This window comes from Prevotella sp. P4-119 (assembly GCF_002251345.1).
Lineage (GTDB): Bacteria > Bacteroidota > Bacteroidia > Bacteroidales > Bacteroidaceae > Prevotella.
This window is the reverse complement of record NZ_NPJB01000063.1, coordinates 212,375-236,943: the sequence shown is the minus strand read 5'-3', so window position 1 is coordinate 236,943 and position 24,569 is coordinate 212,375. Positions and strand designations below refer to the sequence as shown.

At 46.3% G+C, this 24,569-nt stretch carries 17 protein-coding genes; 16 read left to right on the top strand and 1 reads right to left on the bottom strand.

Features of this window, described 5'->3' with window-relative positions:
• The first annotated feature begins 302 nt into the window (after positions 1 to 302).
• The 10 genes from CIK89_RS07290 (at position 303) to CIK89_RS07245 (ending at position 17,790) form a co-directional block, all read left to right on the top strand.
• Positions 303 to 3,587 carry a TonB-dependent receptor gene (locus CIK89_RS07290; protein WP_094390720.1) on the top strand — a complete coding sequence of 1,095 codons (3,285 nt, stop codon included), beginning with the start codon at positions 303 to 305 and terminating at the stop codon, positions 3,585 to 3,587.
• 22 nt (positions 3,588 to 3,609) lie between these two features.
• Positions 3,610 to 5,382 carry a RagB/SusD family nutrient uptake outer membrane protein gene (locus CIK89_RS07285; RefSeq protein ID WP_094390719.1) on the top strand — a complete coding sequence of 591 codons (1,773 nt, stop codon included), beginning with the start codon at positions 3,610 to 3,612 and terminating at the stop codon, positions 5,380 to 5,382.
• 28 nt (positions 5,383 to 5,410) lie between these two features.
• The gene (locus tag CIK89_RS07280) at positions 5,411 to 6,745 is read left to right on the top strand and encodes a glycan-binding surface protein (RefSeq protein ID WP_094447515.1); all 1,335 of its coding nucleotides are present in this window, start codon (positions 5,411 to 5,413) and stop codon (positions 6,743 to 6,745) included.
• A 24-nt stretch (positions 6,746 to 6,769) separates the two neighbouring features.
• Positions 6,770 to 9,208: a hypothetical protein gene (locus tag CIK89_RS07275; protein WP_094390717.1), complete on the top strand. Its 2,439-nt coding sequence runs from the start codon at positions 6,770 to 6,772 to the stop codon at positions 9,206 to 9,208.
• Positions 9,209 to 10,194: 986 nt separating this feature from the next.
• Positions 10,195 to 11,622, top strand: a complete 1,428-nt coding sequence (locus CIK89_RS07270; protein WP_254046640.1) for a glycosyl hydrolase — start codon at positions 10,195 to 10,197, stop codon at positions 11,620 to 11,622.
• A 44-nt stretch (positions 11,623 to 11,666) separates the two neighbouring features.
• Positions 11,667 to 12,956 carry an acetylxylan esterase gene (locus tag CIK89_RS07265; protein WP_094390732.1) on the top strand — a complete coding sequence of 430 codons (1,290 nt, stop codon included), beginning with the start codon at positions 11,667 to 11,669 and terminating at the stop codon, positions 12,954 to 12,956.
• Positions 12,953 to 14,035, top strand: coding sequence for a glycoside hydrolase family 26 protein (locus tag CIK89_RS07260; protein ID WP_158214991.1), 1,083 nt, complete (start codon positions 12,953 to 12,955; stop codon positions 14,033 to 14,035). The genes CIK89_RS07265 and CIK89_RS07260 overlap by 4 nt, the downstream gene beginning before the upstream one ends.
• 28 nt (positions 14,036 to 14,063) lie before the next feature.
• Positions 14,064 to 15,233 carry a glycosidase gene (locus CIK89_RS07255; RefSeq protein WP_094390715.1) on the top strand — a complete coding sequence of 390 codons (1,170 nt, stop codon included), beginning with the start codon at positions 14,064 to 14,066 and terminating at the stop codon, positions 15,231 to 15,233.
• Positions 15,234 to 15,247: 14 nt separating this feature from the next.
• A complete protein-coding gene (locus tag CIK89_RS07250; protein WP_094390714.1) occupies positions 15,248 to 16,591 on the top strand; it encodes an MFS transporter in 1,344 nt (447 codons plus the stop codon).
• Between the two features lie 23 nt (positions 16,592 to 16,614).
• A complete protein-coding gene (locus tag CIK89_RS07245; protein ID WP_305775610.1) occupies positions 16,615 to 17,790 on the top strand; it encodes an AGE family epimerase/isomerase in 1,176 nt (391 codons plus the stop codon).
• Between the two features lie 124 nt (positions 17,791 to 17,914).
• Here CIK89_RS07245 and CIK89_RS07240 read toward each other — a convergent pair whose 3' ends face one another.
• Positions 17,915 to 19,357 (bottom strand): alkaline phosphatase, encoded by a 1,443-nt coding sequence (locus CIK89_RS07240; RefSeq protein WP_094390712.1) that lies wholly within the window; start codon positions 19,355 to 19,357, stop codon positions 17,915 to 17,917.
• 388 nt (positions 19,358 to 19,745) lie between these two features.
• Here CIK89_RS07240 and CIK89_RS07235 point away from each other — a divergent pair, with 388 nt between their 5' ends.
• From CIK89_RS07235 to CIK89_RS07210, 6 genes are read left to right on the top strand one after another with little or no spacing between them, the layout of a single operon-like run.
• Entirely contained in the window at positions 19,746 to 20,096 is a 351-nt protein-coding gene (locus tag CIK89_RS07235) for an NADH-quinone oxidoreductase subunit A (RefSeq protein WP_094390711.1), read from the top strand.
• Positions 20,087 to 20,797, top strand: a complete 711-nt coding sequence (locus CIK89_RS07230; RefSeq protein ID WP_094390710.1) for an NADH-quinone oxidoreductase subunit B — start codon at positions 20,087 to 20,089, stop codon at positions 20,795 to 20,797. The genes CIK89_RS07235 and CIK89_RS07230 overlap by 10 nt, the downstream gene beginning before the upstream one ends.
• Positions 20,794 to 22,359 carry an NADH-quinone oxidoreductase subunit C gene (locus tag CIK89_RS07225; RefSeq protein ID WP_094390709.1) on the top strand — a complete coding sequence of 522 codons (1,566 nt, stop codon included), beginning with the start codon at positions 20,794 to 20,796 and terminating at the stop codon, positions 22,357 to 22,359. Before CIK89_RS07230 ends, CIK89_RS07225 begins: the two co-directional genes overlap by 4 nt.
• Before the next feature lie 23 nt (positions 22,360 to 22,382).
• A complete protein-coding gene (nuoH, locus tag CIK89_RS07220) occupies positions 22,383 to 23,471 on the top strand; it encodes an NADH-quinone oxidoreductase subunit NuoH (RefSeq protein ID WP_094390708.1) in 1,089 nt (362 codons plus the stop codon).
• 16 nt (positions 23,472 to 23,487) lie between these two features.
• Positions 23,488 to 24,033 (top strand): 4Fe-4S dicluster domain-containing protein, encoded by a 546-nt coding sequence (locus tag CIK89_RS07215; protein ID WP_094390707.1) that lies wholly within the window; start codon positions 23,488 to 23,490, stop codon positions 24,031 to 24,033.
• Positions 24,034 to 24,038: 5 nt separating this feature from the next.
• Entirely contained in the window at positions 24,039 to 24,569 is a 531-nt protein-coding gene (locus CIK89_RS07210; protein WP_094390706.1) for an NADH-quinone oxidoreductase subunit J, read from the top strand.

Sequence of the window (24,569 nt, the reverse complement as noted above, 5' to 3'; positions counted from 1 at the left end):
AAATTATTTGGTGTTTTTTAACATAGTGGTGAAATAGTATTATATTTAAGCATTATAATATTATCAAATCTCGTTTTTATATGCTAATTTTGCAACGTGATTTGATATCACTACCGTACATTGAAAACTTAAAGAAATAAAAAATAAATATTAAATGTCCTAAAATAATTACAGCAGAAAGACCAAAATGATACTCCAGCGTATGCGGGTCCGGTGGACTTGGCTACGACAAGAGAATATGATTCTCAACAATTTACTAACACGATGTTAATTCATTTTTATTAAAGAAAATACCTAAAAGTATGAATCAAAAAATCAGAAAGACTGCGCTGTTGATGGGTGCGTGCTCACTGTTGGGCGCGTATTCGCCAGTTATGGCTGCTCATGCCGAAGCATCGGTACAGGCAGTTCAACAGTCCAAGAAGATCACGGGTACTGTTAGCGATGCTATGGGTCCTGTGATTGGTGCAAGTGTAGTGGTGAAAGGCACATCGAATGGTGTTGCTACCGATTTCGACGGTAAATTCTCACTTAACGTTAACCCAGGTCAGACCCTCGTCATTTCCTACATCGGTTACATTACCAAGGAAGTGAAGGTTGACAGCAAAACCTCTTATAGCATTACGCTGGAGGAAGACAAAAAAATGCTTGATGAAGTCGTAGTCGTTGGTTACGGTACGATGAAGAAAAGCGACCTTGCCGGTGCTTCGTTTACCATGGACGAAAAAGCACTTAAGAATGCAAATGTTACCAATATCGACCAGGCTTTTGCCGGTCGTGTTACTGGTGTGACCGCCGTACAGACTTCAGGTGCTCCTGGTTCTGCCTCTTCTATTCGCGTGCGTGGTCAAGCTACCATCAACGCCGGTGCAGAACCTCTATATGTTGTTGACGGTGTGATCTTCCAGTCAGGAGGTCAGTCTGGTGCCGACTACGGATTGGGCGATAAGCTCGGTAACGGTTCGGTTTCAACCATTTCGCCATTGTCAACCATCAACCCCAGCGATATCGTAAGCATGGAAGTGTTGAAGGATGCTTCTGCAACCGCCATCTATGGTGCCCAAGGTGCCAACGGTGTTGTGCTCATCACAACCAAGCGTGGTAAAGCCGGTGAAGCGAAGTTCACCTATGATGGTTCTACCACATGGTCACGTCAGACCAAACGCCTTGACATGATGAACCTCCGCGAGTTTGCAGAGTATTACAACGACCTTGTTGCTCAGGGAGAAATCACAAAGGCAGACCCTGCATATTCTGATCCTTCAGTACTCGGTAAGGGTACCAACTGGCAGGATGCTGTGTTCCGCACTGCTTTCCAGCACCAGCATCAGATTGGTGCTCAGGGTGGTACTGATAAGATGAAGTACTATGTCAGCGCTGGTTACATGAACCAGGAAGGAACTATCATCGGTTCTGACTTTAAGCGTATTTCACTTCGTGCCAATATCGACGCCCAGCTGAAGACATGGTTGAAGATGGGTGTTAACGTTGCCTACAGCCAGACCGATGAAGATCTGTTGAAAGCTGACGGTGAAGAGGGTATTATCATGTATTCGCTGACCACACCTCCTGATATCCAGATTTATAATATCGATGGCGGATACTCATCAGTGAGCAAAGAGGGATTCACCAGCCCCAACCCAATCGCTATGGCGCTGCTCAACGATATTACTTTGAAACGTCAGAAACTGAATGGTAACATCTTCTTCGATGTAACACCTATTAAGAACGTGACCTGGCATACTGAATTTGGTTGGGATCTCGGATGGACTCATGGTGAGACTTTCAACCCCACTATGCATCTCGGAAACTACAACGTAGAGCAGAACGAGGCACGTTCACAGAAGAACTCCAACACCTACTGGACCTTCAAGAACTATCTGACCTATAATGGTTCTATCGGCAAACATAGCTTCACCGCCATGGTCGGTCAGGAAGCATGGGAGTCGAAGTATGACTACCTATCTGTATTCAACACCGCTCTTCCCAGCGATGTAGTACACAATCCATCTCTTGGTACAGGTGATCCTCAGATTGGTAGCGGATTCGGTTCTACTGCCATGGCTTCATTCTTCACTCGTGAAACCTATAACTACGATGACCGTTACCTCGCTACTTACACCTATCGTTACGACGGTTCTTCAAACTTCGGTCCTAACAAGCGTTGGGCAGGCTTCCACTCTTTGGCTACTGCATGGCGCTTCACCAACGAGAAGTTTATGAAGGATGTGAAATGGCTGTCCAATGGTAAGCTCCGTCTCGGTTGGGGTCAGACCGGTAACTCAAATATCGGTGGTTACAAATGGGGATCTGCCATGTCAGTAATGGAAACAGGTCTCGGCACCAGCTATCGTCCTGCTAACATCAAGAACTTGGACATCAAATGGGAAACTCAGGAACAGTGGAACATCGGTCTTGACCTCGGTTTCTTCAACAACCGCGTCAACCTCGTTGTCGATTATTATAACAAGAAGTCTTCAGACATGCTGATGCAGCTGATTCTTCCTTCATTCATGGGAACATCAGGTAACGGTTCTTCAGCACTTGCTGCACCTTACGGAAACTATGGTGACATCGAGAACAAAGGTCTTGAAATCGCCCTCAATACCCGTCCTATCGAAACCAAGAACTTCTCTTGGGGTTCAGATTTCCAGATTTCTTTCAACAAGAACAAACTGAAGAGCCTCTCTAACTCAACCGCTCTCCTTGGTTATGGACAGTGGACTGACGTCGTTGCACGTTCAGTAGTTGGCGAATCACTCTACAACTTCTATGGTTATGAGGTTGAAGGCGTTTATACTTCGTTTGAAGATTTGCTCAACTCACCTGTTAACACCCTGCAGTCAAACAACCCTGTTACTGTAGAACGTGACGAAAACGGTAATGTGACCAAGGCAGAATGGAGCACCGATCCTACCAAGTATAACTCACGCAACACCACATTCGTAGGTGATATTAAATATAAAGATGTGAACGGTGACGGTGTTATCGACGAAAAGGATAAGACCAATATCGGTTCTCCGCTGCCTGACTTCACCTTTGGTTGGAACAACACATTCCACTACAAGCAGTGGGATCTGACCGTATTCATCAATGGTTCTGTAGGCAACAAGGTCGGTAACTACAACAAGATGAAGCTTACTCACATGAACTCTGCATGGACCAACCAGCTGACCGACGTCAACGGTCGTGTTCATCTGGCTCCTGCCGATGGCGTTTATGCCGATGGTTGGTACAACAACATTGCTAATGTGGTTGCTACAGGAAACGGTGGTTACCCACGTGCTTCTATCAACGACCCGAACGACAACGACGCTTGGAGCTCACGCTTCATTCAGGACGGTTCATACCTTCGCCTGAAGAACATCAGCCTCAGCTATACCTTCGATAAGAAACTCGTAGGTAAGATTGGACTCGAAAACGTTCGTGCCACTATCTCTGCTACCAACCTCTTCACTATCACCGGTTACGACGGTTACGATCCTGAAGTTGGTGCTTCTACTACCAGTGCCAATGTGTTTGGTCTTGATAATGGTCGTTATCCTTCACCAACATCATGGACCTTTGGTCTTAATGTTTCATTCTGATAACTCCTAAACAGAACACAATATGAATTTTAATATATCTTTGAAAAATGTTTTGGGAATCGGTGCTTTGATCACCGCATCGTTCCTGACAACCTCTTGTGAGGACTTCCTCGATCGTCCTACGGAGGATAACTACAACACCGAGAACTTCTATGGTTCTGATAAAGCATGTATTGCTGGTGTGAACTATCTCTACAACTCTCCCTGGTATGACTTCCAACGTGGTTTCATCAAGGTGGGTGAGGTGTTTTCTGGCAATATGTACTGGGGAAATTCTCCTTACCTCAACTTCTCAGTAAACGGTACTGACCAGGACCTCGTCAATATGTCATATTCACTGTGGGCTGAGATTGGTCACTGCTCAACAGTATATGAGTCTCTGAAAGGTGCCTCTGCTTCACAGGAAGTAAAGAACCAGTGCATGGGAGAGTGTCTGACATGGAAAGCCATGGCTTACTTCTACCTCGTTCGTACCTTCGGCGATGTCCCCATCATTCACGACAACTCTGCCATGTTGGCATCTGGCAAATACAATGAATTGTCGAAAGTGGAGAAAGCTGACGTCTATGAGTATATCATCCTTACTTTGGAGAAGGCTATGGAGCTGTTGCCCAAATCATCTGATCCAGGTCGTATCGACTACTACTGCGCAGAAGGTCTTCTGTCGAAGGTTTATCTGACCAAGGCAGGTGTGAGTGGTTCGCTCAACAACGAAGACTTGCAGAAAGCTGCAGACTATGCAAAAGACGTGATCGATAACTCCGGTCGTAAACTCATGGACAACTATGAAGACATCTTCCGTGGTTCCAACAACACTTGCCCTGAAAGCTTGATTGCTTGGCGTTGGACTGTTGGTGCACACTGGACTAGCCAGAACACATTGCAATCTGACCTTGCTATCGAAGGCATGTGTGAGGTTGGTTCTGTATGGGGAGGCTGGGGTGGTCCTTCTACCGACCTGATGGAAGCTTTCGGTGTCATCAAGATTGATGGTACAGGCAAGGATTCTCGTCTGGTAGAGTGGCAGAGCCCTGCAAGCCGTGCCGATATCGACACCCGTCGTAAGGCTACCATGATGATTGCTGGCGATAAGTACGCTTATTTCTGGCGTGACAAGGGTGGTTTCGACTATCTTAAATTCATCTATGACAAGTCATACAATGCTTCTGCAACAGAGCAGCTCGAAGGTCCTTGCGGTTCTAACAACGTGAAGCATCTCTACGGTGATGCAGCAGACCACCAGGCTGAAATGGGTATTGCCGACGGACGTATGGCATCAGCTCTTGCAACCCATATTCTCCGCCTCTCTGATGTATATCTCATCCACGCTGAGGCTATGACGCTGCTGGGTCGTGGCAGTGAGCAATCAGCTCTTGATGCTTTCAATGCTGTTCATCAGCGTGCTATTCCTACTGCCGTTGCCGTTACTTCGCTCAACTTCGACATGATCTGGAAGGAGCGTCGTCTGGAGTTTGCTGGTGAAGGCGACCGTTGGTATGATTTCGTACGTCGTGCATACTATGATGTAAACAGCTGTATTGCCGAACTTAAGGCTCAGCACCGTAACCGTCTCTGGAACTGCGATCCTTTGTATAAGGCATACTACAAGTCTGGTACATGGAACCTCACCACTACCGACGGACAGGTTGAATATGACTATGATACAGAAGTTCCCAATGTGACAGCCAACAGCTTCACACTGCCATTCCCATCAGAGGACGTTGCTCTGAACCCGAATTTGGCTACTGGTTCTCCAAGTGTACATGTTGACATCCGTGCAACCTATTCTTATTAATGTGTAATTTAAGAAACAGAAAGATATTATGAAAAGAAATATGAAACGGTTTCTCCTTGCAATTGGCGTTGTGACCCTGGGTTTGGGTTTCACCGCTTGTGAAGATGAGCCAGATAAATTCGAACTGACCGATGGTAATCCTACGATCAGTTATATCCGCCCACAGGATGTTGCCGCAAAGGACTCTTTGCTGACTTCGGCATACACCGGTTCGGGTATCTGTATTGTCGGTAACAACCTGACCAGCATCAAGGAAATGTATTTCAATGATGTGAAGGCTGTGCTCAACACCAGTTATATCACGGACCATACCATGTTGGTAACTATTCCAAACCAGATTCCTGCCAGCAACACTGGTAAGATCTATATGGTCAACAAGAGTCAGGATACCACTACATACGATTTCAAGGTGATGGTGCCAGAACCTGCTGTAACTTCAATGAAGTGTGAATATGTTCATGTAGGTGAATTGGCTCAGATCAACGGTCAGTACTTTGTAGATGACCCCAACCAGCCACTGACTCTGACCTTCACAGGTATCGACAACTCAATGAATCTTGAAGTTCCTCGTGAGAATATCAAGAAGATTACTCAGTCTTCTATCTCATTCATCGTTCCAGAGGGAGCAAAAGAAGGTCGCATCAAGGTTTCTACCATTTACGGTGAAGGAAATTCATCATTCTATTATGCTGACAGCCGTAACATCATTACCGACTTTGACGGTCCTAACAATGCAGGTCCTAAGGGTGTTATACCTCAGGGATGGAACATTGATGCTAAATACTCTACCGAAGGTGGTATTAGCGGTGCTTACTGTCAGTTAGGTCCTGTTGAAACAGAAGGTGGATGGGTTGAAGGATTGAAACTCCCATTCTGGTGTGGTAACTGGAACGGAGATCCTATGAGCATCAAGGAAGGTGCCGGTGTGCCTCTGCGCAACATCATCGACTTCTCTGACTGGGAGAATATGTCGTTCAAGTTTGAGCTTTACATCCCATCAAGCAATCCTTGGTCTGCCGGTGCACTCCAGATTCTCTTTGTGAACAATAAGCTCTGTGCAAACGACTCTTGGCAGAACAATACTTACATCCATACTTCTGCTGATGGTGGTAAGGACCTGCCTCGTGCACTCTACAATCCTTGGAAGTCAACCGGTTCGTTCGATACTGGCGATGAGTGGATCACAGTAACTATTCCTCTCACCGAGTTCGTTTATAACGACGATGGTACCAAAGCTCCGTCTCCAATGAGCATCTCAAGTTTCGATAGCTTCATCATGTGGCCTATCAACGGTGGTGTTCAGGGCACGAAGTGTACCCCGATCTTCCGTTACGACAACCTCCGTGTGGTTCCTAACAAATAACACATCAATAACTAAAAGGATATTATGAAAAAGATCAATAACATATTCACCCTGTTGGTGATGGCCCTTATGGGGCTGTCACTGGCAGCGTGCAGCAACGACGATTTAGACACCAACCAGTATCAAGGTGGTGTGTCGCTCAATGCTTTCGGTCCTTCTCCTGTGATGCGTGGCGGTCAGTTGCGCTTCATCGGTAGCAACCTCGACCAGATTCGCGAAGTACGCATTCCTGGTGTTGATGCTATTACCACTATCGAAGTGGTGAAGGCCGGTGTTCCCAGTGAAATTCGTGTAACCGTTCCTCACGATGGTCCTGAGGTAGGTAATGTAGTACTTGTGGCAAACAACGACCAGGAGATTACTACCAAATCTACACTGACCTATACTGAGGGTATCGTTATCAAGAGCATCACTCCATCGGCAATGCCTGGCGATGTGATTGAAATCAAGGGTGACGAGGATGGTTATCTCAACCTGATTCACTCTATGGCTTTTGCCGACAACGTGGTTGTCAGCGAAAAAGACTTCCTCCAGCACGACCGCTACACCATCAAGGTGAAGGTTCCTGAGGATGCCAAGACCGGTAAACTGCAGTTCTACACCGCTGACCTTACCGTGGGCGATGCTGCAAAACTCGACTATCAGATTGTATTGAGCGACGACCGTCTCATCGTTGGTACTCCTACCGTTGCTAAGGTAAAGGGACGCAACGAGGTTGACGCTGAAGGTACTATTACTGCCAAGGCTGGTGAAACCGTAACCGTTACTGGTGACTATATGCAGCTGATCAAAGCCGTTAAGGTTGGTGGTGTTGAGATTACCGAATTCACTATTGCTGAAGATGGCAAGAGCCTCTCGTTCGTGCTGCCTGCTGAAGCTCCCGATGGAGCTATCGATCTCGTCTGCAAATCAGACGTAGAGGTACCTGCTGCTATGGTTGAAACTGTTAAGCCTTCTGACTGTGTAGCTGCTCCTGCTCCTGTGAAAGCTGGTGCTGCGCTGACCATCTCTGGTAAGGATATGGATCTGGTAACAGCAGTAGAGTTTGACAATGCTGACGCTCTGTCTGGCGAAGCTATCAGCGTAGCTGCCGATAAGGTTGTTGTGACAGCCGTTCCTGAAACAGCTACCGAAGGCAAGCTCCGCCTCGTGATGGCAAATGGTCAGAAAGTAGAAGTTGACTTCACTCTCGTTAAGCCAACCGCAACAGGTTACAATGCTAATCCTGCAAGTGCTGGTTCTACTATCCAAATTATCGGTACCGACCTTGACCTCGTGAAGAGCGTTGACTTCGGTGGTGCTGAAGCAACCGTAGAGAAAGATGCAGTTTCTGCTGATGGTACTACTCTGAATGTCAAAGTTCCTATGGCAGCAGCATCTGGCGCTCCTGTATTGAAACTTGCCAATGGTGTTACGATAAACGCTCCTAAACTTACCATTAATGAGGCAGTATTCTGTTATGTTACAGAACTTCCTGGTGAAGATGCAGAACTTCATGCAGGTCAGACCTTCGTATTGCCTATTGCTAATGGCGACAAGCTTACAGGTGTGGAAATCGCCGGAAAAGCTTGCCAGTTCATTGTAAGCGGTAACACGTTGACTGTTGGTGCTCCTGATAATGCTAAGAAGGGTACAAGTGTTCGCCTTATTTCTTCAAATGGCGAGATTACTTATAAGATTGACTTCATCCCCAATACCGAGATTACTACAGTGATCTGGACCGGTGCACACTCTTCTGGTGACTGGGCAAATGGCTTTACTGCCTTGTCATGGGGTGGTTATGATTGGAGTCAGGTAACTCCAGGAACCGAACTCGTTGTGACATTTGGTGTAGATCCAGCTATTGGCTACTGTAAGATGCGCTTTGCTTGTGGCGATGGTTGGGGTGCTCTGCCTGGTACCAAAGAACTGGCTGGCTCTGACAACGATGGTAACATCTCAATGCCTAATGATGCCAAGGAATATCGTCTTGTACTCACACAGGCTATGATAGACAAACTGTCTGATAAAAATCAAGGTCTTGTTATCTGCGGTGCTGGCTTTATCCTTACCAAGGTGGCTCTTGTAGAGCATATCTCTGTGGAAACAACTTTGTGGACAGGTGAGGCCATTGCCGACGATTGGGGCAACCAGCCTAATCTCCTCTCTGATGGAGGTGCTGAGTTGAAGGATGCTGATGCTTCTGTTGGTCAGACTATCAACTTCTACATTACTCCAACCGATACCAATTGGCAGCTTGAAATCGTTGAAGGTCACTGGGGAGGAACCTATGCAAGATTCTCTAATCCTGGCAATGACGATAATGGAAAGTTCACAGCATGCGATCTCGCAGCCAATGGCGGTAAGGTTTCGCTTACCCTCACGCAAGCAATGCTTGACGCTGCATACAAGAAGCAGAATTGGGGCGGTACGTTCATTGCCAATGGTGACAACGTGAAGATTACGAAGATTACTATTGAGTAAACTCTAAGTAATTGATTATAAAGAATTGAGGCGCATCCGACGAGGATGCGCCTCTTCTTGATTTTGAGGTATTCGCGTACAGAAATTTTAGTTTTCGTGAAATTTCGACCACTCGACCACTGACCTGTGCATCGCGCTGTTGGTCAGTATTTTAAGTGGTGGTCGAAGGCGTTTGTATCGACCACCCATCGACCACCGTAAATCGATTGCAAACACCTGTTTACGATGTAAGCCAAAGTTCCTACTGTTCCCCGTTTGTTTTACGTTAGCAGATAAGAACTATTATGCAATATTGCAAAAACCTTTGTCAAATATTGGATAATACCTTTATCAAACGTTGGATAACTCCTTTATCAAACGTTGGATAATACATTTATCAAACGTTGAAAAGACCTTTGTCAAACGTTTGAAAACACTTTTGCCAAACGTTTGAAAACACTTTTGCCTAACGTTGGGCAATACCATTGCCTAACGTTGGGCAATACTATTGCCTAACGTTGGACAATACTTTTGCCAAAGGTTTGGAGATATCTGACAATACGCATATTGGGCTGAGATGTAAAATTCGACAAATTTTGGCGGTGGTCGAAGGGTGGTCGATATAAATAGCTTCGACCACCACTTAAAATACTGACCAACAGCGCGATGCACAGGTCTGTGGTCGTGTGGTCGAATTTTTTTGAAAACTAAAATTCCTGTATGCGATTTGAGTTCAGACGCTATTTCTCTACCACTTCATAAATCTGAAAAATAATAGGTGTAATGATACTTTTTCTTCGGGATGCTTTCGGGATGGATTCGGGATGAGGCATGTGAAGAATGGGACTTAAATTCAGTTGATAACAAGGTTGAATTGTGTAATCTGAAAGATAAAAGTAATAGTACGCGAGTTAGTCATTAAAGTATCGGTCTATTTCAGAAAAAACCACTAACTTTGCAGTCGAATATTACGAAATACATAAAACGAGAATATAAATATATAAATCATGAAAATTTCAAAACTTCTAATGATGTTTGCTGCTGCCGTATTGGCAGTGGGATGTGGTGGTGACGATCCTAATGATGTCGGTGGTGGTAATCAACCAACAGTTCCTAATGTGGTATCGGTCACACCTGCAAATGGTGCAAAAGATATTGCTGTGGGTGATGTGACTATCGATGTGAAATATGACCAGAACATCACGCTGACTTCTACTGATGTTGCCAAAGTACAGATTGCCGGCGGTACGGTAAAGAGTCTGAAGAGTTCTGCACGTACACTCACTATCAAAGCTAATTGCCCCGATGAGGGCACTACTGTAGCTATAACCATTCCTGCCGGATTGGTGAAAAATACTACTGCAGCCTACAGTTTCAGTTTCACAACCTACAAAACTCCCGCAGTCAACATCACAAAGACTCTCGTGGCAGGACAAACCCAACAGGTAAAAGATCTCTATGATTATTTCCAGGGTCTGTATGGCAAAAAGGTGATTAGTAGTGTGATGGCTGATGTGAACTGGAATACAAAAATTGCCGATAAGGTCAAGGCGCTGACAGGTAAATATCCCGCCATGAACTGTTTCGACTTTATCCATATCTATGTGCCTAATCAGGGTAGTAACGGATGGATTAATTATAACGACATTACTCCCGTAAAGAATTGGGCAGACAAAGGCGGTATTGTTCAGTTGATGTGGCATTTCAATGTGCCTACAAGTGAGAATACAGAAGTCAAGATGGATGGTTCTGGTGTGACTTGTGATCCTACAAAAACCACGTTCAAAGCCTCTAATGCGCTGAAAGAAGGCACGTGGGAAAACAAGTGGTTCTATCAGGAAATGGATAAAGTGGCGGCTGTCTTGTTGAAACTGCAAGATGCAGGAATTGCTGCGACATGGCGCCCATTCCATGAAGGTGCAGGAAATGCTACCTTGAAATCTGGTGCCAGCTGGGGCAAAGCCTGGTTCTGGTGGGGTGCAGAAGGATCTGCCAACTATAAAAAACTCTGGATTGCTATGTTCGACTATTTCAAACAGAAAGGAGTGAAAAACCTGATCTGGATATGGACCTCACAAAACTTTAACGGCGACGCCACACAGTACAACCAAGATAACGACTGGTATCCGGGTGACCAATATGTAGATATGGTGGCACGCGACCTCTATGGCTGTAGTGTGGAGAAAAACAAACAGGAATTTACCGAACTGCAAGCTGCCTATCCCACCAAGATGATTGTGCTGGGTGAATGTGGTAAGAGTGATAATGGCGAGCAGGGAAATATCGGCAACTGCTGGACTGCTGGTGCCAAATGGGGACATTTCATGGTGTGGTACCAAGGCAAGCAAGGTTCTACAGACACCATGTGTAGCGATGCTTGGTGGAAGAGCGCTATGAGCGACAGTAATGTCGTGACACTCCCCACGAACCATTAAGATAATACAACAAAAATCCAAATACTAAGAACATGAAACATTTTATGAAGACACTCCTGCTGTTGCTGGCTACTGTCTGCGTGCTGCCTGTGGCAGCCCAAATCAGAGGCTACAATATCCAGGTCAACGTAGTGCCCGATCATCAGGATTGGACCTACAAAGTAGGAGAGACCGCAACTTTCCGTATCTCTGTTACCAAATCGGCAACACCCCTTGCCGGAGCCGTTATCGACTATGAGGCAGGGCCGGAGATGTATCAAGATGTGAAGAAAACCGCCGTAGTGCTTAAAGACGGTACCTTGACCGTGAAGGGCAAGATGAGCAAACCCGGATTCTACCGCGTGGATGTGAAGACCACTATCGGAGGTAAGGAATATAAAGGCGCATGTTCAGCAGCCTTCTCACCCGAACAGTTGAAACCTACAACGGTCAATCCTGCCGATTTCGACCAGTTCTGGCAGAATGCCATTAGCGAAGCACGCCATACAGACCTCAATCCTACCAAGCGCCTATTGCCAGAACGTTGCACCAAAGACGTTAACGTCTATGAAGTGAGCTTCCAGAATGTGCGCTGGGGATCACGCACTTATGGCATCCTCTGCGAACCCGTAAAGCCGGGTAAGTATCCCGCTTTGCTCCGTGTGCCTGGTGCAGGTGTGCGCCCCTATGGTGGCGACATCTATACAGCATCGAAAGGTGCCGTGACGCTCGAAATAGGTATTCATGGCATTCCCGTTACCATGCAGCAGTCTGTTTATGACGACCTCGGACAGGGTGCACTCAACGGATATTGGGAATTTGGCATGGACAATCGCGATAAGAGCTACTATAAACATGTGGTGTTGGGATGTATTCGTGCACTCGACTATATCGAACAATACACACCATGGAACGGCAAAGAACTGGGTGTGACTGGTTCAAGTCAGGGCGGATTCCTCTCGTTGGCAACAGCCGGACTCGATCGCCGCATCACATTCTACGCTCCCGTGCATGCAGCACTTTGCGACCATACCGCTTCGCTGAAAGGCGTGGCTTGCGGATGGCCCCACTATTTCTATTGGAACAAAGGCAAGGGAATGGAGAAACAAATCGAGACTTCACGCTATTACGACGGAGTGAACTTTGCACGCCGCATCACCAATGCACAAACCGGATGGTTCTCCTTTGGATATAATGATGATGTAGTGCCACCCACTACAGCATGGGCGACCTATAATATAGTGAAAGGTCCGAAGTCTATCACGCCTTATCAGCAGACAGCCCATTTCTGGTATCAGGAACAATGGGATGAATGGGAAAACTGGTTGCTCACTCAAATGAATATCAAACCATGAAGATGATGACAATGATAGCCATGGCAGCCTTGATGTTGGCAGGTTGCCCACTACAAATCATGGCAAAGAAGACAATTGATGGCGGCAAACAACTGGAACAGCGGTTGCGCCTCTTGCAACCCAAAGGTTACATGATGGCACATCAGGATGATCCCTTCTATGGAGTGACATGGGAATGGGAACAAAACCGAAGTGATGTGCTTGAAACCGTAGGCGACTATCCTGCCTTGATGGGATTTGATCTCGGAGGCATAGAGATGGACGACAAGAAAAATCTCGATAGTGTGCCCTTTACTCGCATACACGATGAACTCATTGCTCACTACGAACGTGGAGGTATTGTTACCATCAGTTGGCACCCACGCAACCCACTTACGGGAGGAACAGCATGGGATGTTACTGACTCTACGGTAGTAAAGAACATATTGCCAGGTGGAAAGTGTCATGCTAAATTCCAAACATGGATGCAGCGCGTAGGCGATTTCCTCGTCAGCCTGAAGACCAAGAAGGGACAACCCGTACCCATCATCTTCCGCCCATGGCATGAAAATAACGGATCATGGTTCTGGTGGGGACAGAAACTCTGTACCGATACCGAATATCGCCAACTCTGGAATATGTTGCAAGACTATCTCAACGGTCGAGGACTTGACAATCTGTTGTGGAGCTATTCGCCAAACCTTGATGGCGGATGGACCGAAGAACGATTCCTGCTGCGTTATCCCGGTAATGATAGAGTGACGCTGATTGGTGAAGATGCTTACCAATGGGGGACAGAAGCCGACTTCGTAAGCCAGGTTACAGCCGACCTCAATTTCCTCAGCGACTTTGCTAAGCGCAACGGTAAACTGCTTGCCATGACTGAGTGTGGACTGAAGAATATGCCTGATGCAACTTGGTGGACGCGCGTGTTGAAACCTGTAATGGATCGCTATCCCATCAGTTACTTCTTGCTTTGGCGCAACTATAAGGAAGAATATTTCGGACCGTCTCCCTCGTTGCCTTGTGCACAGGATTTTATGAAACTCTATGAGGCTGAGAATACGCTCTTTCTGAAAGATATTAAGAAAATTAAATAATAATAAAACAATAAATCATCAAAACAAAATGAGCAATTTTGACGAAAAAGTAAAGGTTCTGCGTGCTCATCATGAGGCGCTGCTGACCAAGAAAAATGAAATGGAAGAGTGGGGTAACGGTATCTATGACCGTTGGAAGAATCCTATTCTTACTGCAGAACATACTCCGTTGGAGTGGCGTTATGACTTTAACGAAAAGGATAACCCCTATCTGATGCAGCGCATCATGATGAATGCTACCCTCAATTCTGGTGCCATCAAATGGAATGGCAAGTATCTGTTGGTGGTTCGCGTGGAAGGTGCAGACCGCAAGAGCTTCTTCGCTGTGGCAGAAAGTCCCAATGGCGTGGATAACTTCCGCTTCTGGGATGAGCCTATCACGATGCCTGAAGATGTGATTCCCGCTACCAATATCTACGATATGCGTCTTACCGCCCATGAGGATGGATGGATATATGGCGTATTCTGTGCCGAGCGTCACGACGATGCTCAGCCCGGCGACCTTAGCGCTGCTACTGCTACGGCTGCCATCGCACGTACCAAAGATCTGATCAACTGGGAACGTCTGCCAGACTTGAAAACCAAGAGCCAGCAGCGTAATGTGGTGCTTCATCCGGAATTTGTAGAGGGTAAATACGCTTTCTACACCCGTCCGCAGGATGGATTCATCGATACCGGTTCAGGCGGTGGCATCGGTTGGGCACTTGTTGATGACATCACCCATGCAGAAATCAAAGAAGAGAAGATTATCAACGCACGCCACTATCACACCATTCAGGAGGTGAAGAACGGTGAAGGTCCTCATCCCATCAAGACCGATAAAGGATGGTTGCATCTTGCCCATGGTGTACGTGGATGTGCAAGCGGCCTGCGCTATGTGCTCTATATGTATATGACTTCGTTGGAAGATCCTACAAAGGTCATTGCAGAACCAGGCGGATATCTGCTCGTACCACAGGGTGAGGAATATATCGGCGACGTGATGAACGTTGTGTTTACCAATGGTTGGATAGCCGACGAAGATGGCAAAGTGTTCATCTACTATGCTTCTTCCGATACTCGCATGCATGTGGCTACTTCTACCATCGATCGCTTGGTGGATTACTGCATGAACACACCTGCTGACGGATACCGCACACAGTTTAGTGTGGAAACCATCAAAAAACTGGTGGCTAAAAACAAGTCGTTGAACAAATAAACACCTTATTATTTATGGCAAGTGTTAAGGAAAAAATTGCTTATGCGCTGGGTGATGCCGCTGCAGGTGGCATAGTATGGAAAGTGATGTCTATCGCCTTTCCGTTGTTCTTTACCAATGTGTTTGGCTTGTCGTTTGCTGATGCCGCTGTGCTGATGCTCGTAGCGCGTATGTTCGATGTCGTAACAGACCCCTTGATGGGAAGTCTTGCTGACAGAACACAGTCACGATGGGGCACCTATCGCCCTTGGCTCATCTTCGGAGCTATTCCGTTCGGACTGGTGTTCGCCTTGCTGCTCTTTACACCTGATTTCGGAGATATGGGTAAGCGCATCTATGCTTATACCCTCTATCTGCTGATGATGGCGATCTATACCATGGTCAATGTACCGTACGGATCGTTGCTGGGTGTGATGACAGAAGATGACAACGAGAAAAACCAATTCTCTGCCTATCGCATGATTGGGGCGTATGCCATGGGATTTGCCACCCTGCTCTCGTTTCCCTATCTCCAGAAATGGATTGGAGGTAGTGTAGCACATCAGTATGCCGTGACTGGCGCTGTACTGGGTGCAGTTGCTGCCATCATGACGCTGGCATGCGGACTGCTTACTAAAGAGCGTCTGAAACCAGTAAGAGCTGAAAAATTCTCGTTTGGACAGTTTGGTGACCTTGTTCGCAACAAGGCATGGCTCTACATGACTGCCATGGCTGTTTGTACCAACTTCTTCAACGGATTCCGTTACGCAGTAGCTGGATATATGTTTGACTACTGTCTGCATGGCAATGTGACCATCGATAACTTGATTATCAACTTCACAGTATTCATGGCATTCGGTGAAGTTACCTGTATGGTATTCGGTGGCGTGGCTCCTTGGTTTGCCAAGAAAGTTGGATCAAAACGTATGGCATTCTTCTGGGCTGCGGTATTCTGCCTGGTTACATCGGTAGCATTCTTCTTCATACCAATGGATCCTGCATATATCAGCGTGATGGTTGGTCTGGTGATCCTTACTTCAATGGGTATCGGTATCTATTCACCATTGCTTTGGTCTATGTATGCCGATGTGGCGGACTATCATACAGAACACTTCGGAACCTCGGCTACAGGACTGATCTTCTCGTCAGGTACTATGTCGCAGAAGTTTGGTACGGCTATCTCTGGTTCGCTGATTGCCCTGTTGCTTGGTTGGGCAGGTGCCAATATGATTACAGACGATTTTGGCAATACGATTATCGATCCAGCTTCTGTTACCGATTCGGTGCTGACTATGGTATGGTCGCTATTCTCTCTGTTCCCCGCAGCAATCGCCTTGCTGCTGATGCTGTTGGCCTATAAATTCCCAATTAAGAAATAACGATGAGTAATATTGTATCTACAATGAAAACAGAAATGCAGGATGTTCTACAGAAGAACATCTTGCGCTTCTGGCTCGACAAGATGGTGGACCAAGAGCATGGCGGATTCTATGGACGTATCGACGGACATGAACATTTGCATGCCGATGCCGAGAAAGGGGCTATCCTTAATGCTCGTATCCTATGGGCATTCTCTGCTGCCTATCGTGTGTTGGGCGATAAAACATATTTAGAGGCTGCCAGTCGCGCTAAGCATTATATCATCGATCATTTTATTGATCCTGAATATGGTGGCGTATATTGGAGTCTTGACTGCAACGGCAAACCTCTTGATACCAAGAAACAGTTTTATGCCATTGGGTTTGCTATCTACGGCATGTCGGAGTATGCACGTGCAACAGGTGATGCAGAGGCATTGAAAGTGGCAATTGATCTCTACCGATGCATTGAGGAACATGCTCTCGACCATGAATATAATGGTTATATTGAGGCTATGACACGAGATTGGCAACCGATTGCCGATATGCGTTTGTCGGAACTTGATGCCAACTATCCTAAGTCGCAGAATACCCATCTCCATATCATCGAACCCTATACCAATCTGTACCGCGTATGGAAATCAGATGAGCTGAAGGCTTCTCTGCATAATCTGATAGATATCTTCACAGACCGTATCCTCAATCCTGAAACTCATCATCTCGATCTTTTCTTCGATATGGATTGGAAACGTGGTGCAGGAGCATTGGAGAGTTATGGACATGATATCGAATGCTCATGGCTTATTCATGAGGCAGCCCTTGTATTGGGTGATGCTGAAGTATTGAAGAAGGTGGAGCCCATCGTTGAAGTGGTGGCGAAAGCTTCAGAGAAAGGACTTAATGCCGATGGTTCTATGGTTCATGAAGCTAATCTCGACACTGGCTATGTGGATAGCGACCTCCATTGGTGGGTACAGGCTGAAGCAGTGGTAGGTTTCTTTAATATCTATCAGTATTTCGGTGACGAGTCTGCTTTGCAGAAAGCACAACACTGTTGGACATATATTAAGGAGAACCTTATAGACAATGAAAATGGCGAGTGGCACTGGAGCCGTCGTAAAGATGGTACTTTGAATCTGGATGATGACAAAGCCGGATTCTGGAAGTGTCCTTATCACAATAGCCGTATGTGTCTCGAAATCATCGAGCGCACGGTTTGATATTATTTTAGGTTGCATTAACTAACAATCCCAAGTGCTTGACACTTGGGATTGTTGTTTGGGGAATTGTATTTCAATCATCTATCGACTCTGCAAGTGGTGGAGTCTGATAAGTGATTTTCTCTTATTTCAGATATCCTGGAATATTGTATCCAGCTGCCTTGGCAATCTTGACAGGAATCTGGGCATTATCGTTGTGACCCATGAACTGCTCAGAACCTACACCGATAGCATATACAGGAACGAGACCTGCAGAGTGACCGTTTGTACTCCATGAGATCAGAGCTTTGGTGTTGATGATGTGTCTGGCTTCTTCAGCAAGGGGTTCATTGGCTGTGTATTCGTTCTTCACATCCTCTGCCTTGCCTTCGAAAGATTCATGCCATACCTTTTGGAGAGATGCCTCTTCGTCCTTAGTGAGTTCCAATGCAGTCCAGAAACCGAAGTTGTCGGTCAGAGCTTGCTTGGCTTGTTCCCATGTTACTTTATTGGAAGTCTGCTTGCGGAGATTGCGGAGAACCTGTGTGAATCCGTCGATACTTACTTTTTGGTTGCCCAGAGCTTTGAGGTTCAAAGCATAGAGACCGTTGTTGGCAAGTACTAAACCGCCAGTTTCGTGGTCTGCGGTGAGCACGATAAGTGTCTCGTCGGGATGCTGCTTGTAGAATTCATAGGCAATCTTGATGCAACGATCTACAGCACCAACCTCGGCAAATGCTGTGGCGCCATCATGTCCGTGACATGCCCAATCGACCTTGCCGCCAATCTCATTCATCAAGAAGAAACCGTTCTTATTGTCGCGCATCAGAAATTCAATTTCTGCGCGGAGAATGTCTTCGATGGTCATCTCGCCGTCTTTAACATCAATAGCGTAGGGGAGAGAGTATATGTCTGAGGCAGGATTCAGGTGCTTTGGATCCTGAACAAGCAACATCTTCTTGGCTTTCTTGGCTTTTTTCTGATAGTCTGCCATACCAAAAGCTACAGCATATCCTGCTTTCTCCATCTCTTTATAAATGCAGGGAGCACCAGGATGATTCTTGGGATCTTCTGCCTTTTCAACAGCTGAACCGCCATAGAAATCGAGGTCGGTAGCAATCATATCCTTGGCAATGTCATAGGACAATGAGCGCTTGGGCTGATGGGCATAGAATGCTGCGGGCGTAGCATGGTTTATGGTAACACTTGATGCCACACCTACCTTCATTCCTGCTTCTTTTGCCCATACGGCAATAGAGGTAACGGGTGTCTTGAGGTCGGGACGCATACCAAGAGCACCATTCTCGGTCTTCACGCCTGTGGCGAGAGCTGAACCGGAAGCGGCAGAGTCGGTTACTCCACTATTGTTAGAATATGTAGAGGCTACACCTACGATGGGAAATGAGGTCATGCAGAATGGTACACGACCGATACGGCCTTGCATTTCGGCATTATACATCTCGGCACCGAGCACAGTATTTACACCTGTTCCGTCTGTGATAAAATAGAACACGTACTTGGCTTTTTTCTCTGCTGAAATGGTTATAACCATTGCCAGCATCAGCATTAGAGTTAGGATTCTTTTCATATTTCTTTTGTTTTTGGAATTTTTTTGTTTTTCGACTGCGAAATTACTAAATTATTATTCAAAAAACAAAGACGTTGCCTATTTTTCTACCATAAATTAACTAAAATTAAAGTAGTGCCACCTTGAATTATGCGAGAAAGCAAAATGTAAGCAGATAATAGAAACTGTGGTAGCGTGTTGTAGATGATACTTTACACTTTGATAGTTGGCGGTCGGTAAATGTGGCATTTTATCCTTTGTGATGTGAAATGTGAATGTGCGGGCAGTATCTTATTTGAAAAAGCACGAAAAAAGCGAGAAAACGATGCTAAAATGTTTCGTGGTTTCGATTAAAGTTAGTACCTTTGCAAGCGCTAAGCAAAATCGATATTATAATATTATAACTTTTATGAACTTTACTTTGTTAATTACCGTCCTCGTGACGGCTATTACATTGGTGGTGGCAGCGTATGTGATGGCCAAACTTCTTGGTCCGCGAAGCTACAACAAGGTAAAAGGCGAGCCCTATGAGTGTGGTATTCCTACTCATGGTTCTTCTTGGTTGCCGGTTAGTGTAGGCTTCTATCTGTTTGCCATCCTCTTCCTCATGTTTGATGTGGAAACTGTTTTCCTCTATCCATGGGCAGTAGTAGTGAAGGAGATGGGTGTTGCAGCATTGTTGAGCATCGGCTTCTTCTTGGTTGTATTAGTGTTCGGGCTGGCATATGCCTGGAAGAAAGGAGCTCTTGAATGGAAATAAAGCCGAAAATCAAGAGTATTCCTTACGAGGAATTCAAAGACAATGCCACACTGGAGAAACTTATTGACGATCTGCACGAAGGCGGTGTCAATGTTGTGACAGGTTCGCTCGACCAGTTGATCAACTGGGGACGCTCTAACTCACTCTGGTCATTGACTTTTGCTACATCATGCTGTGGTATCGAGTTTATGGCATGTGGATGCTCACGCTACGACTTCGCACGCTTCGGCTTTGAGGTGACACGTAACTCACCCCGTCAGGCCGACTTGATCATGTGTGCCGGTACTATTACCCACAAGATGGCTCCAGCCTTGAAGCGTCTGTACGATGAAATGGCTGAACCAAAATATGTGATAGCTGTCGGAGGATGTGCCATTAGCGGTGGTCCTTTCAAGTCAAGCTATCATGTGGTGAAGGGTATTGAGGAAATTGTACCAGTGGATGTGTTTATTCCTGGTTGTCCTCCACGTCCAGAGGCTATCATGTATGGTATGATGCAGTTGCAGCGTAAGGTGAAAATCGAGAAGTTCTTCGGTGGTGCGAATCACAAACAGTCGGAGACTGAGCGCGAACTGGGTGTTTCAAACGAGGAACTCGTTGCACGCCGTCTGGGTGATCATCGCCGTGAACCTATTGTGGTGACCGATGTGCCTCAGGAGTTTGTAGAACAAATGAAGAAAGAGAAGGAGGAGAACGCATGAAACTTGAGCATTTAGTATTCGATTTCGACAAGTTCGCCTCAGAGATGCAGAACTTGAAGGACAAGAAACACTTTGATTATCTTGTAACTATTGTTGGTGAGGACTTCGGCGCTGAAGAAGGCCTTGGCTGTGTCTATATTCTCGAAAATACCGACAGCCATGAGCGTTGCAGCGTGAAAATGCTTGCTAAGGTGGTTGACGGTGAGAGTGTGATTCCTACTGTGACCAATATCTGGCATGTTGCCGATCTGTTGGAACGCGAGGTCTATGACTTCTTCGGTATCCTCTTCCTCGGTCATCCCGATATGCGTCGTCTCTTCCTCCGCAATGACTTCAAAGGACATCCCTTCCGCAAGGATTGGAAGTTTAATGATGACTATGTGCTTGAAGACGATAAAGAGCCTGACTATGGTATGGAATACTGGCTCGACAAGGATGGTCATCTCTGTTCGAAGCAGAATAAACTCTTTACCGACGACGATTATGTCATCAACATCGGTCCTCAGCACCCTTCTACCCATGGTGTGCTTCGCTTGCAGACCGTGGTTGATGGTGAGACCGTGAAGCGTGTATATCCTCACTTGGGTTATATCCACCGCGGTATTGAGAAGATGTGTGAAAGCTATACTTATCCACAGTCGCTCGCACTGACTGACCGTCTGAACTATCTTTCTGCTATGATGCATCGTCATGCGCTGGTAGGAGTGATAGAAGAGGGTATGGGTGTCGAACTGACCGACCGTATCAAGTATATCCGTACCATCATGGACGAGTTGCAGCGTCTTGACTCACACTTGCTGTATGTGGGATGCTGTGCACAGGACATGGGTGCATTGACAGCCTTCCTCTATTCTATGCGCGATCGTGAGCATGTGCTCAACTGCATGGAGGAAACCACTGGTGGACGCCTCATCCAGAACTACTACCGCATCGGTGGTCTGCAGGATGATATCGATCCCAACTTCGTGGAGAATGTGAAGGCGCTCGTGAAGTATCTCAAACCAATGATTCAGGAGTATGTTGATGTGTTTGGTGACAATATCATTACTCACAATCGTTTTGAGAAAGTTGGTCCGATGGATCTCGAAAATTGTATCAGCTATGCAGTAACTGGTCCTGCTGGTCGCGCTTCTGGTTGGAAGAACGACGTACGTAAGAACCATCCGTATGATATGTACGATAAGGTTGAATGGGATCAGATTATTATGACTGGTTGCGATACAATGGACCGCTATACCTGTCACATTCAGGAAATGTATCAGAGTCTGCGCATTATTGAGCAACTAATCGACAATATTCCTGCCGGTGACTTCTATGTGAAGCAGAAACCCATTATCAAGGTACCCGAAGGACAATGGTATTTCTCTGTTGAGGGAGCCAGCGGTGAGTTTGGTGTCTATCTCGATTCACGTGGCGACAAGAGTCCTTACCGCTTGAAGATGCGTCCTATGGGACTTTCGCTTACCGGTGCGCTTGATCCTATGCTTCGTGGTCAGAAGATTGCCGACCTTGTGGCAACTGGTGCTGCCATCGACTTTGTGATTCCCGACATTGACCGTTAAACAACAAAAGAACGTAAAATATCATGTTTGACTTTTCAATAATAACAAACTGGATAGACCAGTTGCTTCGTGTCACTTTGGGACTGGGCGACTTCTGGTCGATATTGATAGAGTGCGTGCTGATTGGTGCGGGAATCCTTGTAGGATATGCGCTGATTGCCATTGCGCTGATTTTCATGGAACGTAAGGTGTGTGCCTACTTCCAGTGCCGTCTTGGTCCGATGCGTGTGGGCTATTGGGGACTGATGCAGGTGTTTGCCGACGTACTGAAGATGCTTATCAAAGAAATTTTCTTTGTAGATAAAGCCGACAAACTGCTTTATGCCGTGGCTCCGCTGCTGGTTATTATCGGTTCTGTAGGTGCTTTTTCGTTCCTGCCATGGAACAATGGTGCAACGGTGCTCGACTTCAATGTGGGCGTATTCCTGTTGACTGCCATTTCTTCTATCGGTGTGGTAGGTATCTTCCTTGCAGGATGGAGTTCCAACAATAAGTATTCTGTGGTATCTGCTATGCGTGGTGCCGTACAGATGATTTCTTATGAGATGTCATTGTGCCTCTGTCTGATTACAGCTGTCATCCTGACAGGAACGATGCAGATTTCTGGTATCGTTGAGGCTCAGACAGGACCTTGGCGTTGGTTGATTTTCCAGGGCCACATTCCTGCGCTCATCGCTTTCTTCGTATTCCTCATTGCCGGTAACGCTGAGGCCAACCGTGGTCCGTTCGATATGGCAGAGGCTGAGAGTGAGCTGACCGCAGGTCACCATACTGAGTATTCTGGTATGGGCTTTGGTTTCTTCTATCTGGCAGAGTTCCTTAATCTGTTTATCATTGCTGGTATTGCCGCCACCGTATTCCTTGGTGGTTGGGCTCCTGTTAACATTGGTGTAGCAGCATTCGATCAGGTGATGAACTATATCCCTGGTATCGTATGGTTCATGGGTAAAGCTTTTGCCTTGGTATGGATTCTGATGTGGATTAAGTGGACCTTCCCACGTCTGCGTATCGACCAGATTCTGAAACTTGAATGGAAATATCTCATGCCGCTGGCCCTCATCAACCTTGTGCTGATGACTATCGTGGTGGCACTCGGATGGTATATTAAATAAGGTGTAAAGAATAGAAATGGAAAATAACCAATCATATTTCGGAGAACTCGGACATGGAGTAAAGACGCTCCTGACTGGTATGAAGATTACTTGGAAGGAATATTTCAAGGACTTCTTTACCAACAAATCTACGGAGCAGTATCCCGAGAACCGTAAAACTACGCTCCACGTGGCAAAGCGCCACCGTGGACGCCTCGTCTTCAAGCGTAACGAAGACGGAACTTATAAATGTACGGCCTGCACATTGTGTGAGAAAACCTGCCCTAATGGCACGATTAAGATCACTTCTCACATGCAGGAAGATCCCGAGACCGGCAAGAAGAAAAAGGTGCTCGATGACTATCGCTACGACCTTGGTGACTGCATGTTCTGCCAGTTGTGTACCAATGCTTGTAACTTCGATGCTATCGAGTTTGTCAACGATTTCGAGAATGCCGTATTCGACCGTAAGAGTCTGGTACTCCACCTCGACAAGGAGGTATATCAGGGTGGTTCTCTGCCCAACCTCTTGGAAGGTGGTGCCAGCATGACTATCGGTAAGTTTAACACTAAAACGAAGTAAAGACAATGGCTAATTTAGTAATGTTTTGCATTCTCGCTGTCGTCATTCTCGGCTCTGCCGTGATGTGTGTGACGACGAAGCGAATCATGAGAGCCGCAACCTTTATGTTGTTTGTGCTCTTTGGCGTAGCAGGTCTTTATTTCCTGCTCGACTATACATTCCTGGGAGCAGCACAGATTTCAGTTTATGCTGGTGGCGTGACGATGATTTATGTCTTCGCCATCCAGTTGGTTAGCAAACGTACCCTTCAGGGTATGGTAGAGCGTCTCAAGGGCAGCCGTGTAGTGATGGGTGCCTTGTTGAGCGTTGTGGGCTTGGCAACTGTAGTGCTGGTATTCCTTAAGAATGATATGTTGCGCGGCATGTCGCGTTATATTGGTACGGTAACTCCCGATCAGGAAGTTCCCATGCGTGAAATCGGTCATGCACTGGTAGGTGCCGGCAAGTATCAGTATGTACTCCCCTTCGAGTTCATCTCACTGTTCCTGTTGGCATGTATTATCGGTGCATTGGTAGTATCAAGAAAGGAGGACTAA